We start from the raw sequence: 26,744 nt of genomic DNA, 5'->3' as shown, positions 1-26,744 counted from the left end.
ATGCCCACAGACCGAAGCACGACCGACTCTTCAGCAGGCGTCATCGACGCCAGCAGAACCAACCAAGGCGCACCCAAGGGTGTGAAGAAACCGAAGCTACGTCGCCGTCGACTCCGCGAGTCCGACGTCAACGTTGTCGACCAGCCGATGCTCAAGAAGGCACTCGGCGGCACCATCGTGGGTAACACCATGGAGTGGTACGACGTCGGCGTGTTCGGCTACCTGATCACCACCATGGGACCGGTATTCCTGCCGGAGGCGGACAAGTCCGTCCAGACCCTGTTCCTGCTCGGAACCTTCGCCGCCACCTTCATCGCCCGCCCCCTCGGCGGAGTCGTGTTCGGCTGGCTTGGCGACAAGATCGGCCGCCAGAAGGTCCTCGCCGCGACCCTGATGATCATGGCCGCCAGCACCTTCGCCGTCGGGCTCCTGCCCGGCTACGCACAGATCGGCATCTGGGCTGCGGTCCTGCTGGTCCTGTTCAAAGTTATCCAGGGCTTCTCTACCGGCGGTGAATACGCCGGCGCCACGACCTTTGTGAGCGAGTACGCCCCTGACAAGCGCCGCGGATTCTTCGCCAGCTTCCTGGACATGGGCAGCTACCTCGGTTTCGCCCTTGGCGCGGCCCTCGTTTCGGTGCTGCAGCTGACCCTCGGCCAGGACACCATGGAGCAGTGGGGCTGGCGCATCCCCTTCCTCCTTGCCGGCCCGCTCGGCCTGATCGCCGTGTACTTCCGGAGCAAGATCGAGGAATCCCCGCAGTTCCAGGCAACCCTGGATGCCCAGGAGAACCTCGCCAAGGACGCAACCGCCTCGGACACCACAGCCTCCAAGGGCCCGGTGGGCATCGTGAAGGCGTACTGGCGCTCCCTCATCGTCGCGATGATCCTGGTCGCGGCAGCAAACACCGCCGGCTACGCACTGACCTCCTACATGCCGACGTACCTGACGGAGTCCAAGGGCTACGACGAGCTGCACGGCACGCTGCTGACCATCCCGGTGCTGGTCATCATGAGCCTCTGCATCCCGCTGACCGGCAGGCTTTCTGACCGGATCGGCCGCCGCCCCGTGCTGTGGATCGGCGCCATCAGCACCGTCGTCCTCGCCACCCCCGCCTTCCTGCTGATCGGCATCGGTGAAATCTGGTCCACGCTGGCCGGCCTTTCCCTGATTGCCTTCCCCGTGACGTTCTACGTGGCCAACCTGGCGTCGGCCCTGCCGGCCCAGTTCCCGACGGCCAGCCGCTACGGCGCCATGGGCATCGCGTACAACTTCTCTGTGGCCATCTTCGGCGGCACCACGCCGTTCATCGTTGCCGCCCTGATCAGCGCAACCGGCAACGACATGATGCCGGCCTACTACCTGATGGCCACCTCGGCGATCGGCGCAGTAGCGATCTACTTCCTCAAGGAATCCGCCCAGATGCCGCTGCCCGGCTCCATGCCGAGCGTGGACACCCAGGCTGAGGCCCGCGAACTGGTCGCGACGCAGGACGAGAACCCGCTGATCGACCTCGAGCACATGGACATGCCCATGGTCGCACCGGCCGTCGATTCCACCGCAGGGCGCGGGGAAGCCGAGAAAGTCCCGGCCACAGCCTAAGCCTGCCGGTCCGCCCGGACCGGCAGCAGCAGTCCAGGCTACGTAGCTGACAGCCCCGCCCTTTGAGGCCTGTTCCGGATGCTTACCCGTTGGGGGACGCATCCGGGCAGGCCTTAGGCGTGTCCGAACCACTATCAGCACCCGGGCCCCGCGAACCCCGCAAACCCCGGGCCCCCGGGGAAACCACAGGAACCACAGGAACCGGAGAGGCAGTTGTGAAGTCCCTGCTGCACCACATCCGTTCGCTGCACAGCCTGGCCCCGGCCAACAAGGACCACGTGTCGGCTTGGCGGGTGGCGATCAGCGTGGCCGTTCCGTCCCTGGCGCTCCTGGCGGCCGGTCGCCCCGGGCTGGCCGGCTACGCTGTTTTCGGCGCGCTGACCGGCATGTACGGCCGCACCGAGCCTCACCAGCTCCGGCTCCGCCATCAAGGCCAGGCGGCTGTCCTTTTGGTTGCCGGCGTAGGAGTCGGCGTCTTCCTCTCGGCCCACCACATTCATTCGTGGGCCCTGGTGATCATTGAGGCCGCGTTCGCCGGCGTGGGCTCGCTGTTCACGGACAAGACGGCCCTGAAACCCGCCGGTCCCTTCTTCGGGATCCTGGCCCTGGGCGCGTGCGCCTCCGTTCCCGCCGCCGTCCCCTGGCACACGGGCGTTCTCATCGCCGCGGGATCGGCCGCGTTCTCCATCATGGTCGGCTTTGGCGGCTGGTTTGTCGGCCGCACCTGGCAGCGCGGGAGGCGGCGGGACGTCACAGTGCTGCGCGGGGCCGGGCGCCGGGCGGCGTGGCTGCATGCCGCCCGCTACGTCACCGCTGTCGGCGGCGCCGGGACCCTGGGGGTCCTCAGCGGCAGCGGCCACCCGCACTGGGCCATGGCCGCGGCGGCGGTGCCGCTTGCCGGTGCGGACCTGCCCAGCAGCGTGTACCGCGGCGTCCACCGGATCGTCGGGACACTGGGCGGTCTCGTGGTGGTCGCGGCGGTCCTGTTCCCGTGGCCGGGGTCACCGCTGCTGGCCTTCCCCGGGCAGGAGGCCGCCGTCCTGGTCTGCCTCGTGATCGTGTTGCAGTTCAGCACCGAGCTGTTCATGACCCGGCACTACGGTCTTGCCATGGTCTCCTTCACCCCGGTGATCCTGCTGGTCGGACAGCTTGCCGCGCCGGCCGATCCCGCCGTGCTGGTGACCGAACGGGCCGTCGAAACACTCGTGGGCGCCGCCGTCGGGATCGCCGTCGTCGTACTGATCCGCCGACGGCGGCTGGCCGCCCGCTGATGTACCCGGTGGCTACTTGGCGCGCCGCGCCGGCCCGGCGATGAGCTTTGAGGGCAGCACCCGCGAAACCGAGGTCAGGACCTTGTAGCGCTTGCTGGGGATCGAGACGGCCTTGCCCTTGGCGTTGTCCGCCAGTCCCTCGCTGACCACCTGCCGGGCCTCGAGCCACATCCAGCGCGGCGTCGCCGTCTTGTCCATCCCCATCCGGTCGTGGAACTCGGTGTGGGTGAAGCCGGGGCACACGGCGGTGACCTTCACCCCGCGCGCCGCATAGGCCATGTTGGCCGAGCGCGAGAAACTCAGCAGCCACGCCTTCGCTGCGGAGTAGGTGCCGCGGGGCAGGAAGGCCGCAACGCTGGCGACGTTGATGATCCTTCCGGACTGGCGCCCGAGCATGCCTTGCAGGGCGGCGTGGCTGAGCTCCATGGCCGTTTCGACATGGAGCTTCAGGTGTTTCTTCTCCTCGGCAATGTCGTTGTCCTCGAAGGGCCGCAGCAGGCCGATTCCCGCGTTGTTGACCAGGATCTCCACCGGCCGCGCGGGGTCGGTCAGGCGCGCGACGACGGCGGCAATCCCTGCGTCGTCGGTCAGGTCCGCGGCGATCGTCTCCGTCGCGGTCCCGTAGCTGTTCTCCAGCTCCGCAGCGGTGGCCGCGAGGCGGCCGGCGTCGCGGGCCACGAGCACCACGCGGTGGCCCTGCTCGGCGAGCTGGCGGGCGAACTCGGCGCCAAGGCCCGCCGTCGCGCCCGTGACCAGGGCTGTGCTGCCGGATGTAGAGGCTGTTTGAGGGTTCATAGCGACAGCCTAGTCTCGTCCCGGCTCAGGCCAGGGCCGTGTCCTGCGCCAGTTCGTCCCCTGCCGGGTCACCGTCATCGAGCAGGTGGCGGTTCTGAAGCTCTTCGGCCGCAAGCTCGTACCAGGTGTGCGCCCCGAAAGACGGGCTGCTGGTGTCGAGGTGGCGGTAGAGAGCGTCCGCGAGCCGGCACAGCGCCGTGTCGGACAGTGCCCGGACCGTGGCCACAGGATCCAGCGTTCCCTCGAAGTACTCCGAAAGCGCCAGCCCGTCGATGGAGCCAAGGTCGCTGGCGCCGCCGGTTTCCGCGGCCAGCGGGCTGTTGGCCTCCCCCAGCCCGGAGTCGGATCCGGAGCCGGGCCCGACGTCGAGCAGTCCGGCAGCTTCGCTGTCTCCGTTCCCGGCGACGGCGACGGGGGCCGGGCGGTCGTCGGTGTCGAGTCCGGCGAGGACTTCGGCGTCGGCGCCGACGTGCACGAGGCAGATTGGCAGCACCGCCGGCTCGTCGAGGGTGAAACGAAGCGGTCCGGACTCTGCGGAGCCCCCGGCATCGGGAGAGGGCAGGTGTCCGGCATCAGCGAGACGCCGGAGGTCCAGCAGCACCTCAGGGTCCAGGTGGGAGGCGCCGTGGAGATCGATGACCACGGCGGCGCCCGGTTCGAGGCGGCAGGCGCGGCGCACGATGTGCAGGAGGGTTGCTGAGTCAGACTGGGTAACGCAGCCGGTAATTTCGAGGGTGACCTGTGCGGGATCGACGTCCACCCGGACAAGCACACGCAGTTTATGGTTCATGGGGTACTCCAAAGTCACCTGTCCAAGAGCCAACTGCATAACTCTGGTCAAACTTTACGAGGTTGGTCCGCTGCCCACAAGCGGGCAGGCCGATGACTTCGTTCCGGCCCCCGCGCCAGGCGCTCAGGCTCCCTCTGGGACCCGCTCCGGCCAGTCCACATACTGGTGGTACGACTCATGTTTGCGCAGGTAGCGGTACATGAACGGGCAATTCGGGATGATCCGCTTGCCGGAGGCAACCACGTCATCGAGGGCGAAGTGCGCCAGCACTTTGGCGAGCCCTTGGCCCTGGAACTGCTCTGCGGTATCCGTGTGGATAAAGTCGATATGGCCCGGCCTGTCGATGAAGCGCACCTGGACGGCCAGCTTCTCGCCGACACGGAGTTCGTAACGGTGCAGCTCGTCGTTCCGGGTGGTGGAGACGTCCGGGGTGAAGGTGTCTTCCGTGGTTGCCGAGTTCTCCGTCATGGTTCGACATTGGCACTTAATGGCGGGCGTGGCAATGGCGGTTCCGATCCGCCCTGCCCGTCAGGTGGCGTCGTGAGCTGAACCGGAATCCGGCCCAGGAGCACGACGGCGAGCGCGAAGCAGGCGGCACCCCCGCCGAGGAGCCCGGGCGTGAGCCCGGTGAGCGCGGCGTTGACTGCCGGAACAAAAACGGCGACTGCGGCCAGCAGCACGGCGGCCGCCGGTCGGCTCGGCGACGGGCCGGACGCCGTCGGCCGCTCCTCCAGCCTGCCAAACAATGCCACCACCGGCAGCAGCAGGGCGATGACCCCCAACAGCACCAGGGGCCGCCCCCACCACCAGGCCGCACTCCCTCCGGCGGGCTGCGGGAAATCCGTCAGCAGCAGCAACCCGGACATCGCCGCCAGCAGGGGCAGATGCCACAGATAAACAGTCATGGACCGCCGGCCGGCCACGCCCATCATCCGGCGCACCCCGGCCACGGACGCGATCCGGGACAGCACCGGCCGGAAGAGCTGGAGGGCGGCGGCCTGCGAGATGCCCAGGAGCAGCAGCGTCACATTGGGCGGATTGAGGTTCACCAGCATGTTCCCCGAATACAGCCCCAGCAGGACTATCAGCCCCAGCAGCATGTTGCTGGCAACCATGATGCCCAGGTGCGCCGGCCGGCCCGGCAGCAGCCGCGGGCCATCCGCCACGATGAATCCGAGCTGCTGCACGGCGCACCACAGGAACAGCATGTTCAGGTATGCCAGCAGCGGCAGCACTCCCCGCAGGCAATCGACCGTCACCACCAGGGCGGTGAGGCCGGCGAAGGTCAGCCATGGCGCGCGGGTGTGGAGGGCCGCCAGCCAGGGAAGGTTGAGTTGCGCGGCGAGGTACGCGGCCAGGAACCACAGCGGCATGCCGGCTCCGCTGGTGAGCAGCTCGATGACCTGAGGGTCAACCCCTGCGAGGCGGGCCGCCGACAGGCCAACGAACATGACCGCCAGCAGGACGGCGGCCGGCCGGATCAGGCGCAGCAGCCGGGCCTGCATGAAATCGAAGGCGTTGCCGCCCCTGGCGCGGAGCCGGCGCCAGGACTGCAGCCCGGTGATGCCTCCGGCCACAAAGAACAGCGGCATGATCTGGAAGACCCACACCACTGGTTCAAACCAGTGCTGATCGCCCAAGGTGTTCTCGGACGTCACGGTGCCGTCCGGGTGCAGTACGGGACTCACCATCATGGTGTGCGCGACCACCACCAATGCCAGGCAAAAGAACCGGACAAGGTCGATCACCGGGTCTCGGTCCGGCATCGGCGCCGGGTCGCCGGTTGGCCGCTGCTGCGCAAGCATGGCACCCCTCGGGAAGACAGGCTGTGTTGCCATCATTGTCGGGCCGCGGCGCCCTGGCTGCCAGAGCAGTATGGCCCGGATGCGCGCCGGCTGCGGGCCATACTGCTCTGGCAGTCACAGTGTCAGCGCGAGAGTGTGGCCAGGGCGGTGGCCGCGAAGGTCCTGGCCGAGGCATTCCACAGGCCCAGCAGTGCCTGGAGGTTCTCGCCGTCGGCCCGGTGCGCTGTGGTCTGTTCCTCAAGGACCGCCAGGACGCCGGTGCGCAGCTCCGTGTTGAAGTTGACCTTGCCCACGTTCATCGCGGCGGCCTTGACCAGTTCCTCGGCCGGAATGCCGGAGGCGCCGTGCAGGACCAGCGGGATCCGGGTCCGCACGGCGATGTCCTGCAGCACGTCCCAGCGCAGCCGGGGCTCCCCTTTGTACTTGCCATGGACATTGCCCACAGCCACGGCGAGCAGCTGCGCCCCGGTGCGGGCCACGAAGTCCTCCACCTGGGCGGAGTCGGTGAGCCCGGCGGGTTCGTCAGCCGGCGTGCTGCCTGCGTTATCCGCCGCGTCGCCTCCGTTATCCGCGGCGTCGGTCCCGAAGGCCCGGTCCTCGTCGCCGGCGAGTCCGCCGAGTTCTGCTTCAATGACGACGTCGGCCCGGCCCTGCGCCGCCAAGGCAGCGCGGACGTTCCGGACCAGGGCGATGTTGTCCTCGTACGGCAGCGAGGACCCGTCGACCAGCACCGAGTCGGCCCCGGCACTGACGGCGTCGGCGATCACCTGCGGGTCGGTGGCATGATCCAGCTGCACCGCAATCGGCACGGAGGCTGCGTCGGCAAGTCCGCGAAGGGCGGCGATCAGCCGCAGCCCGTTGGGCGTTGCCGCGGTCTTCGGTGCGACCAGCAGGATGGCGCCCCGGCCGGATTCCTCGGCCGCCCCCACAACGGCGAGCGCGGTGGTGAAGTCGTAACAGGTGAACGCCGGAACGGCAGAGCCTTGCTGCAGGGCGCCGGTCACCAGGGTGTCCAGTTGGGTACGCATCAGGCGCTCAGTCCCCCCACCAGCATCCAGGCGACGAATGTCAGGGCGAAGCCTGCCAGTCCCAGCACGGTGGTGAGCACGGTCCAGGTCCTGAGGCCGTCGGCGACGGTCAGTCCGTAGTAGCGCACAACCACCCAGAAACCGGCGTCGGTCACGTGGGAGAGGCCGAGGGCGCCGAATCCGATGGCGATCACGATCACGGCGGTCTGCGCCGGCGTGTAGCCGCCGCCGGCGACGGCGGAGGAGAGCAGGCCGGCCGTGGTGACGATCGCGACGGTGGCCGAGCCCTGGGCTGCGCGGAGGGCGAGGGAGATGATGAAACCAAGCAGCAGCAGCGGAACGCCGAGCGTGTCGAGGGATTCGGAGAGAGCCTTGCCGATTCCGCTCACCTGCAGGACGCTGCCGAACACGCCGCCTGCCGCAACAACCATCAGGATGGACGCGATCGGAGGCAGGGCGCCTTCGAAGATTTCGCCGGTTTCCGTCAGCGACCACTGCCGGCGGACGGCCAGGAGGAAGAAGCAGAGCGCAACGGCCACCAGCAGGGCGAAGACGGGGTTGCCCACGAACGCCGCGACGCCGTACCAGAAGTCGTTCTTGTCGATCACCAGGGTGCCGACGGTGCCGAGGAGGATCAGCACGATCGGGGTGGCGATGAGGAAGATGATCAGTCCCGGACGGGGCGGGGCGATGGCTTTGCTGCCCGGGCCCTCGTGGCCGACGCGGACCATGGTGGCGGAGCCGAACTCGTCCACCTGGGTTTTGACGGCCGGCAGCAGTTCGTAGGTCTTGCGGTTCATGATGGACGCGACCCAGTAGGACAGGAAGCCCAGCGGCACGCAGATCGTCAGCGAGATCAGGGCGATCAGTCCGATGTCGGCGCCGAGCACGCCGGCACCGGCAACAATCCCCGGGTGCGGGGGCACGGCCACGTGGATGGCCAGCATGATGCCGGCCATGGGCAGGCCGAACTTCACCGGGTGGACGTTGGCAATTTTAGCGAAGGCGTAGACGACCGGCACCAGGACAATGATGCCGACCTCGAAGAACACCGGAATCGCGACCAGGAAGCCGACTGCGGTGAGGGCGACGGCCACCCGGGTGGCCCCGAGCTTGGCGGTGAAGTGGTCGGCGAGGGACTGGACGCCGCCGGAGACCTCGATCATCCGCCCCAGGATCGCGCCGAGCGCAATCAGGAGGGCGACCTTGCCCATGGTGCCTCCCACCCCGGCGGCCACCACAGTGAACACGTCCTTGAGCGGGATCTGCGCGGCCACGGCCACCAGGATGCTGACGGTCAGCAGGGCCACGAAGGCCTGGATCTTGAAGCGGATGATCATCACCAGCAGCAGGGCGACGCCGGCCGCCGCGATTGTCAGCAGCAGCGGAGTTCCCAGCTCCACGGCCGGCTTGATGACGGGCGCGTCGGCTGCGCGCACCATCAGGGAATTGAGCAGGGGGGTCATGAAGAGGTGTCTCCTTTGACAGGAAGGTCGCCCAGCGAGTCAGTCGCCGGGAACAGTGGGGTGGGGACCCGGCGACGGCGGAGGGGGGACCGCCGTCGTCGGGGATGGGGGTGGCTGGTTAGGCGGTGCGCCTGGTGGGCGCGACGACCTTGATGACGGCGGAGTCATCGGCGGCGGCGAGGCCCTGGGCCTGGCCGAGGAGGTAGAGCTGCTCGGCGGCGGCGGCCACCGGGGCGGCGAGGCCGGCGGCGCGGGTGGCCTTGCCGACGATCCCCATGTCCTTGACGAAGATGTCCAGCCGGCTGAGGACTTCGGCGCCGTCCTCGGTGTAGGCCTCCAGGATGCGCGGTCCGCGGTTGGAAAGCATGAAGGAACCCGCCGCGCCGGCTTCAAGGGCGGCGAGGGTCTTGGCCTGGTCCAGGCCGAGGGCGTCGGCCAGGGCCATCGCCTCGGCGGCGGCGGCGATGTGGATGCCGCAGAGCAGCTGGTTGACGGTCTTGAGGGCCTGGCCGTCGCCGGGCTTGTCGCCGACCACGGTCAGGGTGGAGGCGAGCAGCTCAAGGGCCGGGCGGGCCTTTTCCCGGGCCTCGGGCGAGGCGCCCACCACGATCAGGAGGTCGCCCTCGCCGGCACGCTTGGGGCCGCCGGACAGCGGGGCATCAACCAGTTCGACGCCGTATTCGGCCAGGCGGTCGACGGCGGCCGGGATGGCCTCGGTGCCCACGGTGCTGCCCAGGATCACGACGGCGCCCGGTTTGAGCACGGAGGCCACGCCGTTCTCGCCGAACAGGACATCGTTTAGCTGTTCACCGTTGCGCACTGCCAGCAGCAGCGCGTCAGCGCCCTTCGAGGCTTCCCGTGCGGAGGCGAAGGTGCGGATGCCGGCCTCTTCAGCCAGCTTCAGGCGCGGTTCGGCGATGTCGAAGCCGTGGACGGTGAGCTCGCTTGCCAGGCGCGTGGCCATGGGCAGGCCCATGGCGCCAAGGCCAAGGACGGTGATGGTGTAGTTGCTGGTCATGGTGTTCTCCATCGAAAGACGTTTGGTGCTGGGGGGATTAGAAGGTGTTGCTGAGCTTGCGCGTGACATCGGCGAGGGACTGGTCGTCGCCCACGTTGCCGGCGAAGACGATGTACGGGATGCCCTTGGCCGGACCGTCCACCGGTTCCCACAGGCTGACGATGCCCGGCAGCATGGGCCCGCGGACTATCGCGTGCCGGATTTCCAGGCCGTGTGCGGCCACGTCCGAGGACGTGATGCCGCCCTTGGCGATCACGAAGCGGGGCGGGAAGGTCTTTAGCGTGCGGTTCACCACGGCAACGACGGCGGCAGAGACGGTGCGGGCGATCCGCAGGCTTTCGGCGGCGTCGGAGGTCTTGATCAGGAGCCGGCTCGTGTGCACGATCACGTCGCCGCCGCGGAGGGCAGCGACGACCGTGTCCACGGTTTCGTCCAGGTACTCCCCCGCGTTGTCGCCGAGGAGCTTCTCGACGTCGATCTCCACGATCCGGGCCGCGCTGTGCTGCTCGGTGAGGGCGTTGAGCTGGCGGGTGGTGACACCGACGTGCGAACCGACCACGATCAGGCCACCGGCTTCCGAGGGGATGTTGCCCGCATAGGCTTCCTCGCCGCTGAGTTCGGTGCGGATTTCCTGGCCGATCCGTGCCCGAACAAACGGCGGGCCCACGCGGTAGAGCAGCTTCTTGCCGCGGCTTTCCGCTTCTTCCAGGCCCAGGGCCAGCGCCCGCAGGTCGTTTTCGGTGACGATGTCCGCCACGATCGGAGTCGAATCCGTGGCGGCGTCGATGGCATCGGCAATGGCCTTGGCGGAGATCATCGGATCGGCGGACGCCCGGATGATGTCCAGATCCAGCACGATCACCGAATCCGCGGGGAACCGGCCGTTCGACTTCTCCTCGACATACTTGGCCATCTCCGAGTTGGCGAAGCCGAAGCTGGCGTCCCGGGCGAATTCGGTCTCGGCCACGGGGGTGAGCTGCCCGGCGTCCGTGCCTGTGCCGCGGGTGAAGTGCACGCCGCCGACCGTGACGCGGCCGGCGTCGGGGAACGCGGGAACAATCACGACGCCGTCCGTCTTCTCGCCGTTGACGGCGGTGACGGTGGCTGCGATGACGTCCGGTTCGAGCGGGTAGTGTCCGCGGAGGGTGGAGTCGCTGCGGCTGACAAAGCTGAGCCGAAGCGCGGGTTCAGCGGACGCTGCGGCCGCGAGTGCGTTGCGGACGATCTCCTCGTTGCGGGCAGCCGCCTCGGCAGCGTCAAGGCTGCGGGTGTTGGTGAGCACGTAGACCGCGCGCTGGCGCTGGCCGTCGACTTCGTAGGCGAACGCCCAGGCAAAGTCCGCCACTTCCCAGCGGGTGAGGACCGGCAGGTTCGCCACGGACTGGGTGCCGGTGGGGTCGTCGTCGAGTACGACCAGGACACGGGGGGATGCCTCGGAGGAGGCGGCCACGCTGTCTGCCACCAGCCGGGCGGGGATCTGTACTTCCGCGGGGAAAGCGGCCAGCACGTCTGCTTCGAGGGGCACTATGCACTCCATTGTGTGTGGATCTTTCAGTGGAAAACTGCGGTTCTCCGCGAGCCGCAGCAGGAACAAAATGTAAGATGTCAGACATCTTGCATATGAATGCTAGTGTGGCATATGGCACAACGACGCGCAAGTAGACTTGGCCATCACGGAGCACGCCATCAGGCAACAAGTCGCTGGACGGGGAGAATTGGCTAGGAAATCGCTGGTCGGCGTTGTGGCCGACGAACTGCTGGACCGGATTATTGGCGGCGAGTTCCCGCCCGGCGCGAGCGTCCCCGGCGAACTGGAGCTCAGCTCCCGGCACGAAGTCAGCCGCATGACCGTGCGCGAGGCCATGAAAACCCTTGAAGCCCAGCGGATCCTCAGCGTGGAACGGGGCCGGGGCACGTTCGTGAACCCGGTGAACCGCTGGGGCTCCCTGGACGCCGTGCTGCGGGCAGCCTCGGAGGGCACGAACGACGCCTCGGCCGCCATCCAGCTCATCGAGCTCCGGCGGATGCTGGAGACGGGCGCCTGCGAACTGGCTGCCGGGCGGATGTCGGACACGGACATCCAGGCCCTCCGCGCGCACGTCGACAGGATGCGGCTGGCCCACGAGAGGAATGATCTCGCGGCATTCGTGGAGGAAGACCTCGCTTTCCACGACCTCATCCTGCAGGCCTCGGAAAACGTCTTCGTCGCCGTGTTATTCGAACCCTTGCACCGCGTGCTGGAAAAACGGCGGACGGAAACTTCCAAGGTGCCGGAGATCCAGGAGCACGCCATCGGGCACCATCAGAACATCGCTGACGCCCTGGCCTCCCGCGACCCGCACCGCGCCCGCGACGCCATGGACGCCCACATGCAGCAGACCCTTGACGATCTGAAGACCTTCGTGCTGGCCGGAGGCCCCGCCTGACGGGGACCCGCGCTTTGCCCGGATGATGAGCTCAGGCGAGCGAGAGGAAGAGCTTCTCGAGTTCGGCGCGGTCCAGGCTGGGGTCTTGCTGCTGCATGCACTGCTGCAGGCCCGTGGCAATGATGGAGAACCCAGCCTTGTCCAGGGCACTCGACACGGCCGCCAGCTGGGTCACGACGCTCTTGCAGTCACGGCCCTCCTCGATCATCCTGGTGACGGCCGCGAGCTGGCCCTGGGCGCGGCGAAGCCGGTTAATGACAGGCTTCATGTCGGTGGGATCTAGTTCCATTGGTTCCTCCGGTTCGATGCGTCAGGCTCCACATTATACCCCCCTGAGTATTTCGCCTCCCGGGTGGCGGACGGCCAGGGGTGGCCGCCGCGGCCGCATGCCGCCCCGCTAGGGGCATAAGTACCTAGCGAGGCATGGAATATCGGCGTATTGCTGGTGATGTGAACGCCGCCAGGTTCCTAGAGCCGGACGCCGGCGGTACCGGCGTCAACCTCCCCGCCGCGGGGCCGTGGCATCCAGGGGATCAGAGCTCCGCACGCGGGCGTGCAGGTGACCTGCGTTCCCGGCCCTGGAGCCGGTATGTCGCTTTGGGCGACTCGTTCACGGCAGGCGTCGGCGACCCGGAACCGCTGAGCCCCGGGGGCATTCGGGGGTGGGCGGACCGCATCGCCGAGGAACTCGGCGAGGGCCGCCGCGAGTTCGGGTACGCAAACCTTGCCATCAGCGGCCTGGTCCTGCGCGAAATACTCGACCAGCAACTCGGACCGGCCCTGAACCTGAAGCCTGACCTCGTCTCGCTCTCCGCCGGCGGGAACGATCTCGTGTTTCATCGCGGCGATCCGGACCGGATGGCCGCGGCCCTGGACGACGCCGTGGCAGCCCTCTCTGCCACCGGGGCCACGGTGGTCCTGTTCACCGGGCCGGACTGGGGCGAGACCGCTGTGTTCGGACACATCCGGGGGAAGGTCGCGGTATTCAACGAGAACATCCGTGTCATCGCCGCCCGGCGTGATGTCGTCATCGCCGATTTGTGGGCCCTGCGGCAACTGAGCGATCCGCGGATGTGGGATCCGGACCGCCTGCACTTCTCGCCGCTGGGACACCACACCATTGCGGCCATGGTCCTGGACACGCTCAGCGTGCCACACCGTCTGCGGCCGCTGGAACCGAAGCCGATGCCGCCGGGCAACTGGCGGGAGACCCGGGCCGGTGACCTGGCATGGATGGCGCACTACATGCTGCCCTGGATGGTGAGCCGGATCAGGCCGCGCGCAGACACCCCGCCCCGGCAGGCCAAACGCCCGCTGCCCGGACCGCCTCCCGGGGTCCCGGACTCCGGGCACAAACCCCTAGTCCGGCCGGGTTCGGTCGGCTAGTCTGCAGGAACGGCCCACAGCCGGGCATCGATGGCGATCACGAGGAGCGAAGTTGCCTAATCACACTTACAGCATTTCTGAAATTGTCGGAACCTCGAACGAGGGCGTCGATGCGGCCGTCCGGAACGGCATCGCCGAGGCCGCCAAGACCCTCCGGAACCTTGACTGGTTCGAAGTCAAGGAGATCCGCGGCCACCTTGAAAACGGGCAGGTCGCCGACTGGCAGGTCACCATCAAGCTGGGGTTCCGCCTGGAGCGTTGACGCCAGACTCCGGAGCGGGCCGGCACGCACCGTCCCGCTCCGGAGAAACCCGCAACCCGTCAGGGCAGAGGAGGCCAGGGCGGAGAGGAAAACTTCATGCGCTATACGCATCTGGGCCGCTCGGGCCTGACAGTCTCGCGCCTTTGCCTGGGCACCATGAACTTTGGCCCGCAGACCGAGGAGACGCAGGCCTTCGCCATCCTGGACACCGCGCAGGCCGCCGGCATCAACTTCGTCGACACGGCCAATGTGTATGGCGGGTCCAGCCACCGCGGCTGGACGGAGGAAATACTTGGCCGCTGGTTCGCCCAGGGCGGCGAGCGCCGCGAGCGCACGGTGCTTGCCACCAAGTTGTTCGGCACCATGACCGACCGGCCCAACGAGTCCAAACTCTCGGCACTGCACATCCGCCGGGCGCTCGATGCCAGCCTGAAACGGCTGCAGACGGACTACATCGATCTGTACCAGTTCCATCACGTGGACCGGAACACGCCCTGGGATGAGATCTGGCAGGCTATCGAGGTCGCCGTCCAGCAAGGCAAGATCCTGTACTCCGGCAGCAGCAACTTCGCCGGCTGGCACATCGCCCGGGCCCAGGAAACCGCCGGCCGCCGCAACTACAACGGGCTGGTCAGCGAACAGTCGATTTACAACCTGCTGACCCGGGACGTGGAACTGGAGGTCATCCCGGCCGCCCAGCAGTATGGCCTGGGGATCCTGCCATGGTCGCCGTTGCACGGCGGCCTGCTCGGCGGAGTGCTGAAGAAGGAGAACGACGGCGTCCGGCGCATCGCGGGCCGGGCCCTCGAGGCGCTCAAGTCGCACCAGAAACAGATCCGGCGATACGAGGAATTCGCCGCCGAACTGGGTCAGGAACCCGCGGACCTGGCACTCGCGTGGCTGCTCCACCAGCCGGCAGTCACCGCTCCGATCATCGGCCCGCGTACCCTCGAGCAGCTCGAAGCCTCCGTCAGGGCGCACAAATTGAAGCTCGACACCGATGCGCTCAAGCGCCTCGACGAGATCTTCCCGGGCCACAGGACGGCTCCGGAAGACTACGCATGGTAGGGCGCAGTCGGCTGTTTTGGCACCCAGCCCGGCGAACCCACGGGTGTCGGGTGGCTCTTTGATACTAAGCATGATTAGTATTAGGGCAGAAGGATGTAGCGCACCCGGCGATCCGGGTGCCTCCTCTATGAAAGAAGAAGGAACGAAAAATGGGTTTTCTCGCATTTCTGATTCTGGGCCTCATCGCCGGCGCCATCGCTAAGGCTATCCTCCCGGGACGTCAGGGCGGTGGCATCATCATCACTCTGATCCTGGGCGTCGTCGGCGCCCTGCTCGGCGGATTCATTGGCAGCGCACTGTTCGGCGTGGGCATCAACGAGTTCTTCTCGCTGTCGACCTGGCTGCTGGCCATCGGCGGTGCGATCATCGTCCTGCTCGTTTACGGCATGATCAGCAAGCGCTCAGCCCGCTAACACGGAAGCTGACCGGAAACCGGCCCTGGGTTATTCCCGGGGCCGGTTTTTTGCACTATTTTGACAGCAAGGCGGCCCGCCGGCCGCATGGTCCGGCACTGCCACCCACTGTCCACGAACTGTTCAACAACGTCTACTTTTCACCTACGTCAGGGAGCAGGAGCACAGCATGAAGGGCAAATTTCTTTTCGCCACCGGACTGGCAGCAGGGTACGTCCTGGGATCGCGGTCAGGCCGCGCAGCCTATGACAAGCTCAAGGCCAGGTCGGCAGAGCTCTGGCACAGCAAGCCGGTCCAGGACAAGGTGGCCGCGGCAGCAGAAACGGTCAAAGACAAAGCCCCCGAGGTCTCCGAGCATCTCGGCGAAGCCGCGCGCCGCGCCGGTACCGTCATAAGCTCCGCTGTCCACCGCGATGCCGGCCACGGAAGCACGTCCGCGGCCACGCCAGGAACGGCCACGCCAGGAAAACCGGGAGCAGCCATGCCCGGAACGCCGGCACCCGCGGCCCGCGACGTCCAAACCGATCCTGCGCTCACCGACCAGACGGGCCAGGACTGGTCGGACGAGGGCGGTGCCACCCCGGCGGGCCCCGCCACCAACGTGGACGGGGACAAACTGCCCTAGGGGTTCTTTGAGGGGCCACCGTCGCCGCCCCTGCCGGCTACCGCCCGCCCGAGGGCGGCAGCTCGCCGGCCACCACGGTGGCCCCCAGTTCCTCCGAGCGCAGCACCCGGGCCGCCAGTCCGTGCCCGCGGAGGATTCCGGCCGTCTGCGCGGACTGCCGGCGGCTGGTCTCTATCAGTACGTGGCCGCCGGGCGCCAGCCACTGCCGTGCGCCGGCGGCGACCCGCCGCTGCACCTGAAGCCCGTCGGCGCCGCCGTCGAGGCAGGCCCGCGGCTCGTGGACGCGCGCTTCCTGCGGCATGGTTTCGATGTCTGCCGAGGGAACGTAGGGGGCGTTGACGGCCAGCAGCCGGACCCGGCCCCGGAGGCCCGCCGGGAGGGGAGCATAGAGATCACCCTCGTGGACCTCCCCGCCCAGGGGCAGGACGTTGGTGCGTGCACAGGACACAGCCGCGGGGTCAATATCGGCGCAGTGGAGTTCGGCGGGGCCGGCGAGGGCCGCGAGCGCCGCACCGACAGCGCCGGACCCGCAGCACAGATCGACCACGACCGGTGCCGGGGCGTCGCCCCGCGCCATGCGGCTTGCGTCCAGCAGCGCAGCGGCCTGCCGGACGAGGAATTCCGTCCGGCGGCGGGGCACGAAGACTCCGGTGTCGACCGCGATGCGGAGTCCGCAGAATTCCGCCCAACCGAGAATGTGTTCAAGGGGAAGGCCGGCGACCCTCCGGCCGGCCATCCGTTCGAGCGCCTCCGGGGTCGGGGCCGCGTCGATCAGCAGACGGGCCTCGTCTTCGGCAAACACGCAGCCGGCTGCCCGGAGCCTGGCCGTGAGTATCTCGTGCGGGGAAAGATGGCGGATTACTGGCATGGGAGTGCCTTTCGGTCGGGTGTCAGACGCCCTCACCGTGAGCTGGCCGAGGCCGGCACTGCTGGGCGGGCATCCTTTCTGGACTTGCGTGAACGGGACCCACCTCCTTTTGCTGCAGTTGCTCGATTGCCCCATGCTACCGAAGCCGCCCGCGGCCAGCTGTGATTGGGTCTGCTGTGACTCGTCCGGGTTTTGCGGCGGCGAACTGCGGCGGCGGATTGTGACGCCTGCTTGGGATGCCTTGGCGGCGGCGGCTGGCAGGATGGCAGCATGGACTCCCTCCCTGCCCACGATCTCATCTGGACCGGCTCCTACACGGCAGATTCCGGCGGCCGCGGCACGGGGATCGGCGCGGTTGCCGCGGCGGCCGACGGCACATTGCGCTGGTTGGGTGTTGCGGCGGCGGCCGACTCGCCGTCCTTCCTGGCGGTCCACCCGTCTCTCCCTGTGGTCTATGCCGTGGCCGAGCAGGCCAGGACCGTCCGGGCCTACCGCCGGGCCGGCGCGTTTGGCTTGGAGCCCGCGGGCCCGGCGTGGCCGGCCGGTGACGCGGCCTGCCATGTCGCCGTCGAGCCTTTCGGCCGTTTCCTCGTTGTCTGCTGCTGGGGCGGCGGCCAGGTGCTGTTCTATGAGCTCGACGCCGACGGCGGCATCGTTGACCGGACGGCCGGCGTCGAATCGCGAGACCCGTACGGCGAGGCTCCCGGCGGCGGCCCCGGCGAACGGGAAAAACGGCCGAGCCGCGCTCACGCGGCACTCATGCTGGCCGACGGCAGGGTGATGACCACCGACCTCGGCCACGACCTGCTGCGGATCTGGAGTGTCGGCTCCGGACCGGGGCTGGCTCTGGGCCCGGCCCTGGACCATGAGGTGGTCCTGCCGCGGGGCAGCGGCCCCCGGCATCTGGTCCAGCATCCGGGCGGCCATGTCTTTGTGGTGACCGAGTATTCAATCGAGGTGGCTGTGGCCGGGTTGTCGCCGGACTCCGGGGACTTCCGGCTCGGATTCGTCGGGCCCGCCGCCGCAGGCGGGGCGCAGCCGGATGATTCGGCGGCAGAGATCGCGTTGGCGGCCGACGGCAGGTACGCCTACGTGGGCGTCCGCGGTTCGAACCGGGTCTGCGTGCTGGAGGTGGAGGCCGGGGGCGCGGCGCTGCGTCCGGTGGCCGACGTCCCCAGCGGCGGCGACTGGCCCCGGCACCACCTGGTCCGCGACGGTTTGCTGCACGTCGCCCACGAACGCTCCGGCGACGTCGTGACCTTTCCTCTGGACGCGGCATCAGGGTTGCCGGGTATTCCTGCGGACCGGCTGCAGGTGGCCTCCCCCACCGCGCTGGTGCCGGCCCGGCCCCGGCTGGTGCACCGGGGGTGAGGAGCCGGCGCCCGGCTGACGCGGTGCTGCGGTGAAGAACAGGCTGGTGAAAAGCAGGCCGCTGGGTCAGCAGGCCGCGGCAAGCCCCGCAGCACCCTGATCGACGCCCTGTTCGCCACCATCCAGCTGGATCCCGCCCAACTGAAACCCGCCCTCCAGCTGGAACACGCTCTCCGTCTGGGAACCGTCGGCGAAGTGGAGTCCGTCCCCCGGCTGGATACCGCCGTCGAGCTGGAAGCCACAGGGACAGCGCCACAGGGCCGGAAGATCGAGGGACGGGTCCGCGGGCCCGAACGAGTAGGAGGGCATCGCCGGCTCCGGCGAGGTCCACTGCATGGGTGCGCCGCAGTGCAGCGGGGCGCCGGGCGGGAGCACTGTCGCAGGGTCCCCGGTCAGGGTTGCGGATTCAGCCACGGCGCCTACTCTCGTTGAGATCTAAAAAACAAGTAGTAAGCATACATATAACTAGTTAAACGAGCTAGTTATGCCGCTCGGCGCCGATGGCCGCGCTCATCCGGCGGAGGAAAGTAATGACCACGCGGGCGTCCTCCGCGCTCATGGACTCTGCCACCTCCATCATGCGCCGGTGCATGTGTCCAAGCGTGGCGCGGACTTCGGAGTCCGTCGCCACCGTCGGCACGATCACAAGGGAGCGCCGGTCCGTCGGGTGCGGCTCCCGCCGGACATGCCCGCTTGCTACCAGCCGGTCGATCAGGGACGTTGTGGAAGCGGTGGTGATGCCCAGGACGCGGCTGAGATCCTTCGGGCCAACCCGTTCGCCTGTCGCCTTAGCCCGCAGCAGGTAGCGCAAAGCCAGCAGGTCCGTCTCACCCATGCCCATCGAATCGCGGGTGGACCGCCTGGTCGCCACCTCCGAGATCCGATAGTCGCGGAGGGCCTGCAGGATCGCCGCCGGAGGATCCAGGCTGTCATCGGGGCCATACCAGTATCCGGAGGCGCCGTGGGAGTCCATTCGCCAAGCCTAGCGGAACTGGTAACTAGCCAGCCGTGCAATCCGGGTGGCTGCAGCCACACGGCCCCAGGGCCCCGGAGCCCTGGCGGCTAGGGCCCCGAACCGCCCGGACTGGACCCCGGCGGCGGGCACAAAAAAACCCCGGCCTCCTGTTGCCAGGAAACCGGGGTTTTTCCACTCTTCGCTAAAAGAGTGGGCCCTGTGGGGATCGAACCCACGACCCACGGATTAAAAGTCCGATGCTCTACCAACTGAGCTAAAGGCCCCAGCCGACAGCCCCGAACCAGCGGATAAATCCGCTGATGCAGCGCGTTTCGGCCCAGTCCATTTCTGGACGTTAACACTGTACCCCAGACCCGGGCCGGCTTTTTTCACGTTGGCCGCACCGGCGGCGTCGGCCCCCGGCGTCTGCGGCAGCAGCGCGCACCGATCCTCGATTCCCTTGCGGCACTGGAGTAGCGTGGGGGCATGAGCGAGCAAGCAGGATCAAGCGCCCCCGGCCCGCGGCACCACAAGCCGAAACCCTTCGCACCGATCGACTTTGAGCCTTTCGCCGGAGGGGCCGATCCTGCCCGCGTCTCGGAGGCGGCCCATCTGGCCGCGCAGGCTCTCGTGCGCCGCGGCCGGGACAGCGACGACCCCAAAGTCACCAAACGGCTCGTCAAACTCGCCGATGAGCAGGGCCTGGAAGCAATCGCCGAAATGTGGGCCGAAAGCCCCGCCCGGTCCCTCCCCGGCGCGCTGTGGCGCCTGTACGCCCTGCGGGCCGCCACCATCCAGGATCCCGAGCGGATCTCCGTCTACTTCAAAGCGGGCAAGGACACGGCCCAGGTTTCGCATGTGGTCGCCGGCGCGGCCGAACCGCCCGGCGCCGATGAGATGAAATCCATGGCGGACGCCATCCTCTCCGGGGCGTTCGACGGCGAATTCGACGTCGCCCTGGAACGCTCCGCAGCGTTCTGCCGCGTGGTGGCCCTGGGTCAGGCAACGCTTGCGGACAACGCCGAGCACAGCAACGAAAACCACGCCAGCAAACTCACCCGCAACTCGCATCTGCTCGTCAAGACGGCCGAGGACCTCGAGCACGCCGCCAACGCGTGGCGGCTGGGCGAACTGGACTGAGGGGCCAGCCGGGCCGGGCGGCAGGCGCCCGGATGACGGGCCCGCAGCACCCAGGACACGCACGGCTCGGGCAGGCTGTCAATGTTGACTTGCATGAACCTACGTAGAAAACTAAAAGCGGTGCCGAACCGCGAAACCCCCGGGCTTCAACATTTAGCCGCCTAGAGCGGCCTACCGCCGAGAGGCGTATCCGGTTCGGCACCATTTTCATGCCTTCTTACCCTGATGTTCGCCCGGTTTTCACCTGCGCCGTCACACGCCGCGTCGGGCCGGGCCGGACCCGCCGGGGACGGTAAAGTGATGCGTATGCACTGGTCACCGTCAAGTCACACGGCCGGCCGGCTCAACCCGCGAACCTCCTCCCGGAAGACCGGTGACACCACGTGAAGCTGCGCCTGTTCCCCCAGGAGTCCGCCGGACTGCACCTGCTCTCCCAAATGGCGCGCCAGATCGTGCTCGGGACCGGAACACTCTCGGAGATCCTCGGCGCCCCGGCCAGCGAGCATGCCCGGCTGGTGGAGGACATGCACAACCACGAGGCCAAATCCGCGGAGCTGCACTTTGCCCTCCTGACCCACATGCGCACCAGCTTCGTGAACCCGCTGCCGCGCGAGGACATGTACACGCTGTCCCGGTTCCTCAACGAGGCCATGGAGAAGCTCGACGCCGCCGCCGAGCTCGTCTCCCTCTACAAGCTCGAACGGCTGCCCAGGCGGGCCGCCGACCAGCTGGAAATCATCAGCCGCCAGGCCGAACTAACGGTCGATGCGATGCGGCGGCTGAACAATCTGGACGACCTTGAGGACTACTGGATCGAGATCCTGCGCCTGGCCAAGCGTGCCGAGCGCACACACCGGGTCTGGGTCGCGGACATGCTCCACGAGATGAAGGCCATGCAGTACGCGCGCAACCGCGACGTCGCGAACCAGCTCGTGGAAGTCACGAAGGACATGCGCCGGATCGCCACCCAGGTGGGCAGCATCATCGTCAAGGAATCCTGACGTGGTGCTCTTCTTCCTTGCCCTGGTGCTGCTCTGCGCCGGGGCCTTTGCATTCCTCAACGGGTTCAGGGACGCGTCCTCGTCGGTGGCGCTGGCCGTGCGGACGCGGGCGCTGACCCCAACAGTGGCGGTGATTCTGGCCAGCCTGTTCAACTTCATCGGTGCCGGGCTGAGCGCCGCCCTGGCGCTGGCCGTCAGCCAGGCGTGGCTGTCGCTGCCGCCGGGCACAAACGGCCTGACGATTCTGCTGGCCGCGCTGCTGAGCGCCATCCTCTGGGGCGTCTACTTGTGGTGGCGCGGCATTCCCTCGTCCTCCACCCATGCCCTGGTCGGCGGCCTCGCCGGGGCGGGGGTCGCGAGCGTCGCCGTCGGCGGAAACCCCGTCATGGGCGTTGACGCCTCGCTCCTGTCCCAGGTGGTGCTCCCGCTGCTGATCTCACCGGTGATCGCCTATGCGGGGTCGTTCCTGCTGGTCTGGCCCGCGGGCTGGGCGGCCCGGTACACGCCGCCCAATGTCGTCAACACCCGCTCCCGGCGGGCCCAGGCCATTGCCGCGGGCGCCGTCGCCTTCGGGCACGGGCTGCAGGACGGCCAACGCACCAGCGCCGTGGTGATCCTGGCGCTGCTGGCGGCCGGTCTCTCCGACGGCGGTTCAGTGCCGGTGTGGGTGGCCCTGCTGACGGCCGTCTTGCTGTCGGCGGGAACCCTCGCGGGCGGGTGGCGGATTTCCTACACCATCGGCTACCGGCTGACCCGGGTCGATCCCCTGCGCGGATTCGTCGCGCAGATGTACAGCGCGGTGATGCTGCTGGTGGGCGCGATCGGGCTGCACTGGCCCGTCTCCACCACGCACACGGTGACGGCAGCAACCCTTGGCGCCGGCGCCAACCAGAGTTTCCCGGGCACCGACCGGCGGCTGGTGATCCGCATCCTGGTGTTCTGGGTAGCGACCCCGGTTGTCACCGCCGCCGCCGCGTTCGTCCTGCAGTTGGCGCTCTCGACGGTGGCCGGCCTGTAGGACTCGTCGATTGCTCCGCAGGTTGGTTATCCGAAGCGGCCGGAGACGTAGTCCTCGGTGGCCTTCTCGGTCGGGTTGCTGAAGATCGTGGGGGTGTCGCCGAACTCGATCAGCTTGCCCGGCTTGCCGGTGCCGGCAATGTTGAAGAAGGCCGTCTTGTCCGACACGCGGGCTGCCTGCTGCATGTTGTGCGTCACGATCACCACCGTGTACTGGTCCTTGAGCTCGTTGATGAGGTCCTCAATGGCCAGCGTCGAGATCGGGTCCAGGGCGGAGCAGGGCTCGTCCATGAGGATCACCTGGGGTTCAACGGCAATCGCGCGCGCAATGCACAGGCGCTGCTGCTGGCCGCCGGAGAGCCCGGAGCCGGGCTTGGCCAGACGGTCCTTGACCTCGTTCCAGAGGTTGGCCCCCTGCAGGGACCGCTCCACCAGGACATCGGCCTCGCCCTTGGAGATCTTCGTGTTGTTCAGCTTCACGCCGGCCAGCACGTTGTCCCGGATGGACATGGTGGGGAACGGGTTGGGGCGCTGGAACACCATGCCGATCTGGGACCGGACGGTGACCGGATCGACGCCGGGGCCGTACAGGTTGTCCCCGTCCAGCAGCACTTCGCCCTCAACCCTCGCACCGGGAATGACCTCGTGCATGCGGTTCAGGGTGCGCAGGAAGGTGGACTTGCCGCAGCCCGAGGGGCCGATGAAGGCCGTGACGGACTTGGCGTCGATGTTGATGTTGACGCCTTCGACGGCCAGGAATTTGCTGTAGTAGACGTTCAGGTCCTTGACGTCGATGCGCTTAGACATGGTGTTCCTTCACTTGCTGGAGGTAGGGGCGGCGGGCGCGGACGGCCTAGCGGCCTGTCTTGGGGGCGAAGATGCGGGCAATCAGGCGGGCGCCGAGGTTGAGCAGCATCACCAGGATGATGAGCACCAGGGCCGCGCCCCAGGCCCGTTGGGAGGACGGATCCGGGTTGGACGGCGAGGTGGGGTTCAGGATCTGGGTGTAGATGAAGGTCGGCAGCGAGGCCATCCAGCCGCTGAACACGTTGGTGTTGATGGTGGTCGCGAATCCGGCGGTGACCAGAATCGGCGCGGTTTCGCCGATCACGCGGGCGATCGCCAGGGTGATGCCGGACGCGATGCCGGAGATCGCCGTCGGGAGGACCACCTTGAGGATGGTCCGCCACTTGCGGACGCCGAGGGCGTAGGCGGCCTCGCGGAGTTCGTTGGGCACGATCTTGAGCATTTCCTCGCTGGAGCGGACCACCACCGGGATCATCAGCACCGACAGTGCGACGGCGGCGACGGCGCCGGTCTTGGTGCCCGGGCCGACCACCGCGAAGAACGCGGCGGCGGCGAACAGGCCGGCGACAATCGAGGGGATGCCGGTCATGACGTCCACGAAGAAGGTGATGGCCCGGGCCAGTGCGCGGTCCTCGCCGTATTCCACGAGGTAGATCGCGGTCAGCAGGCCCACGGGGACCGAGATAAGGGTGGCGAGCACCGTGATCAGCAAGGTGCCCATGAGCGCGTGGTAGATGCCGCCCAGCAGGGGGGCACCTTCCTCGACCGTCTTGTTGTCAAAGGCGCCGGTGACACCGTTCATGGAGGTGGTGAGGAAACCGGGATCCAGGAGCCCGGGGAGCCCATTGATCAGCACGGTCCAGATCACCGAGAACAGGGGCAGCAGGGCAACCAGGAAGGCCCCCACAACCAGGCAGGTGGCCAGCTTGTCCTTGGCTTTGCGGGCGCCTTCCACAACAAGGCTCCAGCCCACCAGGCCGGCGGCGAAGAGGATGGCGGAGACGATGCCCCAGCCGAAGGCATTGAAGCCGATCAGCGCGAGGATCGCCGCGCCGAGGATCAAGGCAACGGCCAGGACGATGTACGGCGCGGCCTTGGGCAGTTGGCCCCTGGTCAGCGCCGAGCGCTTGCGTACCGGAGTCAGGGTGGAGGTCATTTAGTTGGCTCCCGAGAATTCTTTGTGCCGGCTGATGATTCCCCGGGCAATCATGTTCACTCCGAGGGTAATGACGAACAACACCAGGCCCGCGGCGATCAGCGTGCTGACCTTGAGCCCGCTGGCCTCGGGGAAGTTCAGGGCGATTTCGGCGGCGATGGTCTGGTTGCCGGTCTGGATCAGGCTGGCGGTCAGGGCTCCGGAGGACAGCACCAGCGCGACGGCCATGGTCTCGCCGAGGGCCCGGCCCAGTCCCAGCATCACGGCGCTGATGATTCCCGGCCGGCCGAACGGCAGCACGGTCATCCGGATCATCTCCCAGCGGGTGGCCCCGAGCGCCAGCGCGGCCTCTTCGTGCAGCTTGGGGGTCTGCAGGAAGATTTCGCGGGTCAGGGAGGTGATGATCGGCAGGACCATGACGGCGAGCACGATGCCGGCCGTCAGGATGGTCTTGCCGGTGGCGGAGGCGGGGCCCTGGAAGATCGGCAGCCAGCCCATGTTCTCGGCCAGCCAGTTGTACGACGGCGAGATTTCCTTGGCCAGGAACGCGACGCCCCAGGCGCCGTAGACAACGGACGGGATGGCCGCGAGGAGGTCAATCACGTAACCCAGGCCGGAGGCGAGCTTGCGCGGCGCGAAGTGCGAAATGAACAGCGCGACGCCGATCGCGATTGGCGTCGCGATCACGAGAGCGATCACCGAGGCGATGAGGGTGCCGATGACGAGCGGCCAGATGTAGGTGAAGAATCCTTCGCCGCCCTGGATCTTGTCCGCCGGAGCCACGAGGGCGGGGAGCGCCTGGATCACCAGAAACAGTGCCACGCCGAAGAGCACGACGAGGATCAAACACCCTGCTGCCAAGGTGGCTGCGGAAAAGACTTTGTCACCGGCGTGGCCTGCGCCCCGGGACTTGGTCAGGGAGGTGGTGGTCACTTCACGGTCCTTCGGTTTGGATGGGATCCGGGCGCCGGGTGCGGAGGCCTCCGCGGCCGGTGCCCGGCAAATCTTGATGTATGGAACAAACGCGTCAGTTCCCTGCTCCATGGCGGCCGCCGGTGACGGCCGCCATGATGCAGGGAACCTTTGATCAGGCCTGTGTTTCCACTATGCCTTTTTCCACTTCGCCTCGCGGCGCAGCGTATCCCTAGGCCTTGGCCTTGACGGAGTCGACGGCAGCCATTGCCTTGTCCTGGAGGGTCTTGGACAGCGGCGCCGACTTGGCGGCGTCGGCGGCGGCCTGCTGGCCGGCGTCGGAGGCGGCGTACTTGACGAAGGCCTTGACCAGGTCAGCGGTGGCCTGCGTGTCGTAGCTGGTGCAGACGATGTGGTAGGACACCAGGACGATCGGGTAGGCGCCCGCGACCGTGGTGGTGCGGTCCAGCTTGATGGCGAGGTCGTTGGCGTTGCGGCCCTCGACCGGCTTGCCCTGGTCGACTGCCTTGGAAGCTGCCTCGGCGGAGATCTTCGTGAAGGAGTCGCCAACCTTGATCTGCGCGGTGCCGAGCTTGCCGCTGACAGCGGAGTCGTCGGCGTAGGTCACGGCGCCGGGGGTGTCGGTGACAGTCTTGACGACGCCGGAGGTGCCCTTGGCGTTCTCGCCCTTCAGACTGGCGGGCCAGACGCCGGCTGCCTTGTCGGTCCACACGGAGGGGGCTACGGCGGACAGGTAGTCGGTGAAGTTGGTGGTGGTGCCCGAGTCATCGGAGCGGTTCACCGGGGTGACCTTGAGGTCCGGAAGCTGGACGCCCGGGTTCATGGCCGCGATGGCGGGGTCGTTCCAGTTGGCGACCTCGCCGCGGAAGATCTTTGCGACGGTGGCGGCGTCGAGCTTCAGGTCCGTGATGCCAGGGACGTTGAAGGCGACGGCGATCGGGGAAATGTAGACCGGAATGTCAATGGCTCCGTCGGGACCACACTTTTCCTTGGAGCTGGCGAGCTCGTCATCCTTGAGGTAGGCATCGGAGCCGGCGAACTGGGCCGAGCCGTCGAGGATCGCCTTGCGCCCGGCGCCGGAACCGTCCGGGGAGTACTGCACAGTTGCGCCCTGGTTCGCGGTAGCGAAGTTGGTCTTCCAGACATCCATGGCTGCGCCCTGGGCGGAAGAACCGATGCCGGTCAGGGTGCCGGTGACCGCGGGACCCGAGGCAGATGGCGCCGCGGTCTGGGCCGTGTTGGTTGCGTTGTCCGAACCGCAGGCGGTCAGCGCAAGTGCGCCGACGGCGATTACAGCGATAGCCGCGTTGCGGCCGAAGCGGAGAGCCTTCACTGAGTTGTACCCCTTCCAGGGCTGTGAGTGCCGGGCCTGGAGAAGGCCCGCAGGGATGCGTACGGGTTTGTACCTTTACCGACCGTAAGTGGCCCAGGTGAAGAGAATTGCGGACCAAAGTGAACGGCCGGTGAACGACGCGGGACTATTGGCTTACATATGCCGGGCGGCCATTGTGTTCTGTGCGTCACAGTCGTATCGGCCGCGC

The 26,744-nt window shown here is 67.7% G+C and carries 28 protein-coding genes and 1 tRNA gene; 12 read left to right on the top strand and 17 right to left on the bottom strand.

Going from position 1 to position 26,744, the window contains the following annotated elements:
• Complete coding sequence (locus tag AC1DDH_RS05175) at positions 1-1,602, top strand: MFS transporter (protein ID WP_476856141.1); 1,602 nt, start codon at positions 1-3, stop codon at positions 1,600-1,602.
• Between the two features lie 215 nt (positions 1,603-1,817).
• Positions 1,818-2,873, top strand: a complete 1,056-nt coding sequence (locus AC1DDH_RS05170; RefSeq protein WP_476954972.1) for an FUSC family protein — start codon at positions 1,818-1,820, stop codon at positions 2,871-2,873.
• A gap of 12 nt (positions 2,874-2,885) precedes the next feature.
• Here the strand turns inward: AC1DDH_RS05170 and AC1DDH_RS05165 are convergent, their stop codons facing one another.
• The 8 genes from AC1DDH_RS05165 to AC1DDH_RS05130 form a co-directional block, all read right to left on the bottom strand.
• Positions 2,886-3,668: an SDR family NAD(P)-dependent oxidoreductase gene (locus AC1DDH_RS05165; protein WP_223914657.1), complete on the bottom strand. Its 783-nt coding sequence runs from the start codon at positions 3,666-3,668 to the stop codon at positions 2,886-2,888.
• A gap of 25 nt (positions 3,669-3,693) precedes the next feature.
• The gene (locus AC1DDH_RS05160; RefSeq protein ID WP_230008346.1) at positions 3,694-4,458 is read right to left on the bottom strand and encodes a hypothetical protein; all 765 of its coding nucleotides are present in this window, start codon (positions 4,456-4,458) and stop codon (positions 3,694-3,696) included.
• Between the two features lie 123 nt (positions 4,459-4,581).
• The gene (locus AC1DDH_RS05155) at positions 4,582-4,926 is read right to left on the bottom strand and encodes a GNAT family N-acetyltransferase (RefSeq protein WP_230008347.1); all 345 of its coding nucleotides are present in this window, start codon (positions 4,924-4,926) and stop codon (positions 4,582-4,584) included.
• Complete coding sequence (locus AC1DDH_RS05150) at positions 4,923-6,263, bottom strand: acyltransferase family protein (protein ID WP_476954971.1); 1,341 nt, start codon at positions 6,261-6,263, stop codon at positions 4,923-4,925. Before AC1DDH_RS05150 ends, AC1DDH_RS05155 begins: the two co-directional genes overlap by 4 nt.
• A 122-nt stretch (positions 6,264-6,385) precedes the next feature.
• On the bottom strand, positions 6,386-7,291 hold the full coding sequence (locus AC1DDH_RS05145) for a class II fructose-bisphosphate aldolase (protein ID WP_476954970.1): 906 nt from the start codon (positions 7,289-7,291) through the stop codon (positions 6,386-6,388).
• On the bottom strand, positions 7,291-8,757 hold the full coding sequence (locus AC1DDH_RS05140; RefSeq protein WP_223914661.1) for a GntP family transporter: 1,467 nt from the start codon (positions 8,755-8,757) through the stop codon (positions 7,291-7,293). Before AC1DDH_RS05140 ends, AC1DDH_RS05145 begins: the two co-directional genes overlap by 1 nt.
• A gap of 118 nt (positions 8,758-8,875) precedes the next feature.
• Positions 8,876-9,775, bottom strand: a complete 900-nt coding sequence (locus tag AC1DDH_RS05135) for an NAD(P)-dependent oxidoreductase (RefSeq protein ID WP_223914662.1) — start codon at positions 9,773-9,775, stop codon at positions 8,876-8,878.
• Between the two features lie 37 nt (positions 9,776-9,812).
• Positions 9,813-11,300, bottom strand: a complete 1,488-nt coding sequence (locus AC1DDH_RS05130) for a four-carbon acid sugar kinase family protein (protein WP_476954969.1) — start codon at positions 11,298-11,300, stop codon at positions 9,813-9,815.
• Between the two features lie 190 nt (positions 11,301-11,490).
• Here AC1DDH_RS05130 and AC1DDH_RS05125 point away from each other — a divergent pair, with 190 nt between their 5' ends.
• Positions 11,491-12,201 carry a FadR/GntR family transcriptional regulator gene (locus AC1DDH_RS05125; RefSeq protein WP_223914664.1) on the top strand — a complete coding sequence of 237 codons (711 nt, stop codon included), beginning with the start codon at positions 11,491-11,493 and terminating at the stop codon, positions 12,199-12,201.
• 31 nt (positions 12,202-12,232) lie between these two features.
• On the opposite strand, the gene AC1DDH_RS05120 is transcribed toward AC1DDH_RS05125, so the two are convergent.
• The gene (locus tag AC1DDH_RS05120; RefSeq protein WP_476954968.1) at positions 12,233-12,490 is read right to left on the bottom strand and encodes a metal-sensitive transcriptional regulator; all 258 of its coding nucleotides are present in this window, start codon (positions 12,488-12,490) and stop codon (positions 12,233-12,235) included.
• 134 nt (positions 12,491-12,624) lie between these two features.
• Between AC1DDH_RS05120 and AC1DDH_RS05115 the strand changes: the two genes are divergently transcribed.
• From AC1DDH_RS05115 to AC1DDH_RS05095, 5 genes are all read left to right on the top strand, one after another.
• On the top strand, positions 12,625-13,587 hold the full coding sequence (locus AC1DDH_RS05115) for an SGNH/GDSL hydrolase family protein (protein ID WP_476849881.1): 963 nt from the start codon (positions 12,625-12,627) through the stop codon (positions 13,585-13,587).
• A gap of 52 nt (positions 13,588-13,639) precedes the next feature.
• Positions 13,640-13,849 carry a dodecin gene (locus tag AC1DDH_RS05110; protein ID WP_223914666.1) on the top strand — a complete coding sequence of 70 codons (210 nt, stop codon included), beginning with the start codon at positions 13,640-13,642 and terminating at the stop codon, positions 13,847-13,849.
• A gap of 96 nt (positions 13,850-13,945) precedes the next feature.
• Positions 13,946-14,917, top strand: coding sequence for an aldo/keto reductase (locus tag AC1DDH_RS05105; protein WP_223914667.1), 972 nt, complete (start codon positions 13,946-13,948; stop codon positions 14,915-14,917).
• A gap of 149 nt (positions 14,918-15,066) precedes the next feature.
• On the top strand, positions 15,067-15,330 hold the full coding sequence (locus tag AC1DDH_RS05100) for a GlsB/YeaQ/YmgE family stress response membrane protein (RefSeq protein ID WP_018774889.1): 264 nt from the start codon (positions 15,067-15,069) through the stop codon (positions 15,328-15,330).
• 169 nt (positions 15,331-15,499) lie between these two features.
• Positions 15,500-15,955: a hypothetical protein gene (locus AC1DDH_RS05095; protein ID WP_476954967.1), complete on the top strand. Its 456-nt coding sequence runs from the start codon at positions 15,500-15,502 to the stop codon at positions 15,953-15,955.
• A 37-nt stretch (positions 15,956-15,992) separates the two neighbouring features.
• Here the strand turns inward: AC1DDH_RS05095 and AC1DDH_RS05090 are convergent, their stop codons facing one another.
• A complete protein-coding gene (locus AC1DDH_RS05090) occupies positions 15,993-16,823 on the bottom strand; it encodes a putative protein N(5)-glutamine methyltransferase (RefSeq protein ID WP_476870190.1) in 831 nt (276 codons plus the stop codon).
• A 270-nt stretch (positions 16,824-17,093) separates the two neighbouring features.
• On the opposite strand from AC1DDH_RS05090, the gene AC1DDH_RS05085 reads away from it, so the two are divergent.
• Positions 17,094-18,194 carry a lactonase family protein gene (locus AC1DDH_RS05085; protein ID WP_476954966.1) on the top strand — a complete coding sequence of 367 codons (1,101 nt, stop codon included), beginning with the start codon at positions 17,094-17,096 and terminating at the stop codon, positions 18,192-18,194.
• Between the two features lie 66 nt (positions 18,195-18,260).
• On the opposite strand, the gene AC1DDH_RS05080 is transcribed toward AC1DDH_RS05085, so the two are convergent.
• The 3 genes from AC1DDH_RS05080 to AC1DDH_RS05070 form a co-directional block, all read right to left on the bottom strand.
• Positions 18,261-18,608: a hypothetical protein gene (locus AC1DDH_RS05080; protein WP_476954965.1), complete on the bottom strand. Its 348-nt coding sequence runs from the start codon at positions 18,606-18,608 to the stop codon at positions 18,261-18,263.
• Positions 18,609-18,672: 64 nt separating this feature from the next.
• Entirely contained in the window at positions 18,673-19,167 is a 495-nt protein-coding gene (locus AC1DDH_RS05075) for a MarR family winged helix-turn-helix transcriptional regulator (RefSeq protein ID WP_028276609.1), read from the bottom strand.
• 193 nt (positions 19,168-19,360) lie between these two features.
• Positions 19,361-19,433: transfer RNA gene (locus tag AC1DDH_RS05070), tRNA-Lys, on the bottom strand.
• Between the two features lie 202 nt (positions 19,434-19,635).
• Here AC1DDH_RS05070 and AC1DDH_RS05065 point away from each other — a divergent pair.
• From AC1DDH_RS05065 to AC1DDH_RS05055, 3 genes are all read left to right on the top strand, one after another.
• Entirely contained in the window at positions 19,636-20,289 is a 654-nt protein-coding gene (locus tag AC1DDH_RS05065) for a hypothetical protein (RefSeq protein ID WP_018774895.1), read from the top strand.
• A gap of 383 nt (positions 20,290-20,672) precedes the next feature.
• Positions 20,673-21,290, top strand: coding sequence for a DUF47 domain-containing protein (locus tag AC1DDH_RS05060; RefSeq protein WP_476849887.1), 618 nt, complete (start codon positions 20,673-20,675; stop codon positions 21,288-21,290).
• A gap of 1 nt (position 21,291) precedes the next feature.
• Complete coding sequence (locus AC1DDH_RS05055; RefSeq protein ID WP_476849888.1) at positions 21,292-22,308, top strand: inorganic phosphate transporter; 1,017 nt, start codon at positions 21,292-21,294, stop codon at positions 22,306-22,308.
• A 26-nt stretch (positions 22,309-22,334) separates the two neighbouring features.
• Here the strand turns inward: AC1DDH_RS05055 and pstB are convergent, their stop codons facing one another.
• The 4 genes from pstB to pstS form a co-directional block, all read right to left on the bottom strand.
• A complete protein-coding gene (gene pstB / locus AC1DDH_RS05050) occupies positions 22,335-23,114 on the bottom strand; it encodes a phosphate ABC transporter ATP-binding protein PstB (protein WP_018774898.1) in 780 nt (259 codons plus the stop codon).
• 46 nt (positions 23,115-23,160) lie between these two features.
• Positions 23,161-24,270, bottom strand: coding sequence for a phosphate ABC transporter permease PstA (gene pstA, locus AC1DDH_RS05045; RefSeq protein ID WP_459383616.1), 1,110 nt, complete (start codon positions 24,268-24,270; stop codon positions 23,161-23,163).
• Entirely contained in the window at positions 24,271-25,203 is a 933-nt protein-coding gene (pstC, locus tag AC1DDH_RS05040; protein WP_223914675.1) for a phosphate ABC transporter permease subunit PstC, read from the bottom strand.
• Between the two features lie 211 nt (positions 25,204-25,414).
• Entirely contained in the window at positions 25,415-26,536 is a 1,122-nt protein-coding gene (gene pstS / locus AC1DDH_RS05035) for a phosphate ABC transporter substrate-binding protein PstS (protein ID WP_476849890.1), read from the bottom strand.
• Positions 26,537-26,744 lie beyond the last annotated feature (208 nt).

Source organism: Arthrobacter sp. 10T425, from assembly GCF_056393985.1.
The sequence above is the reverse complement of the archived record's forward strand: the minus strand, read 5'-3'. Positions and strand labels throughout refer to the sequence as shown.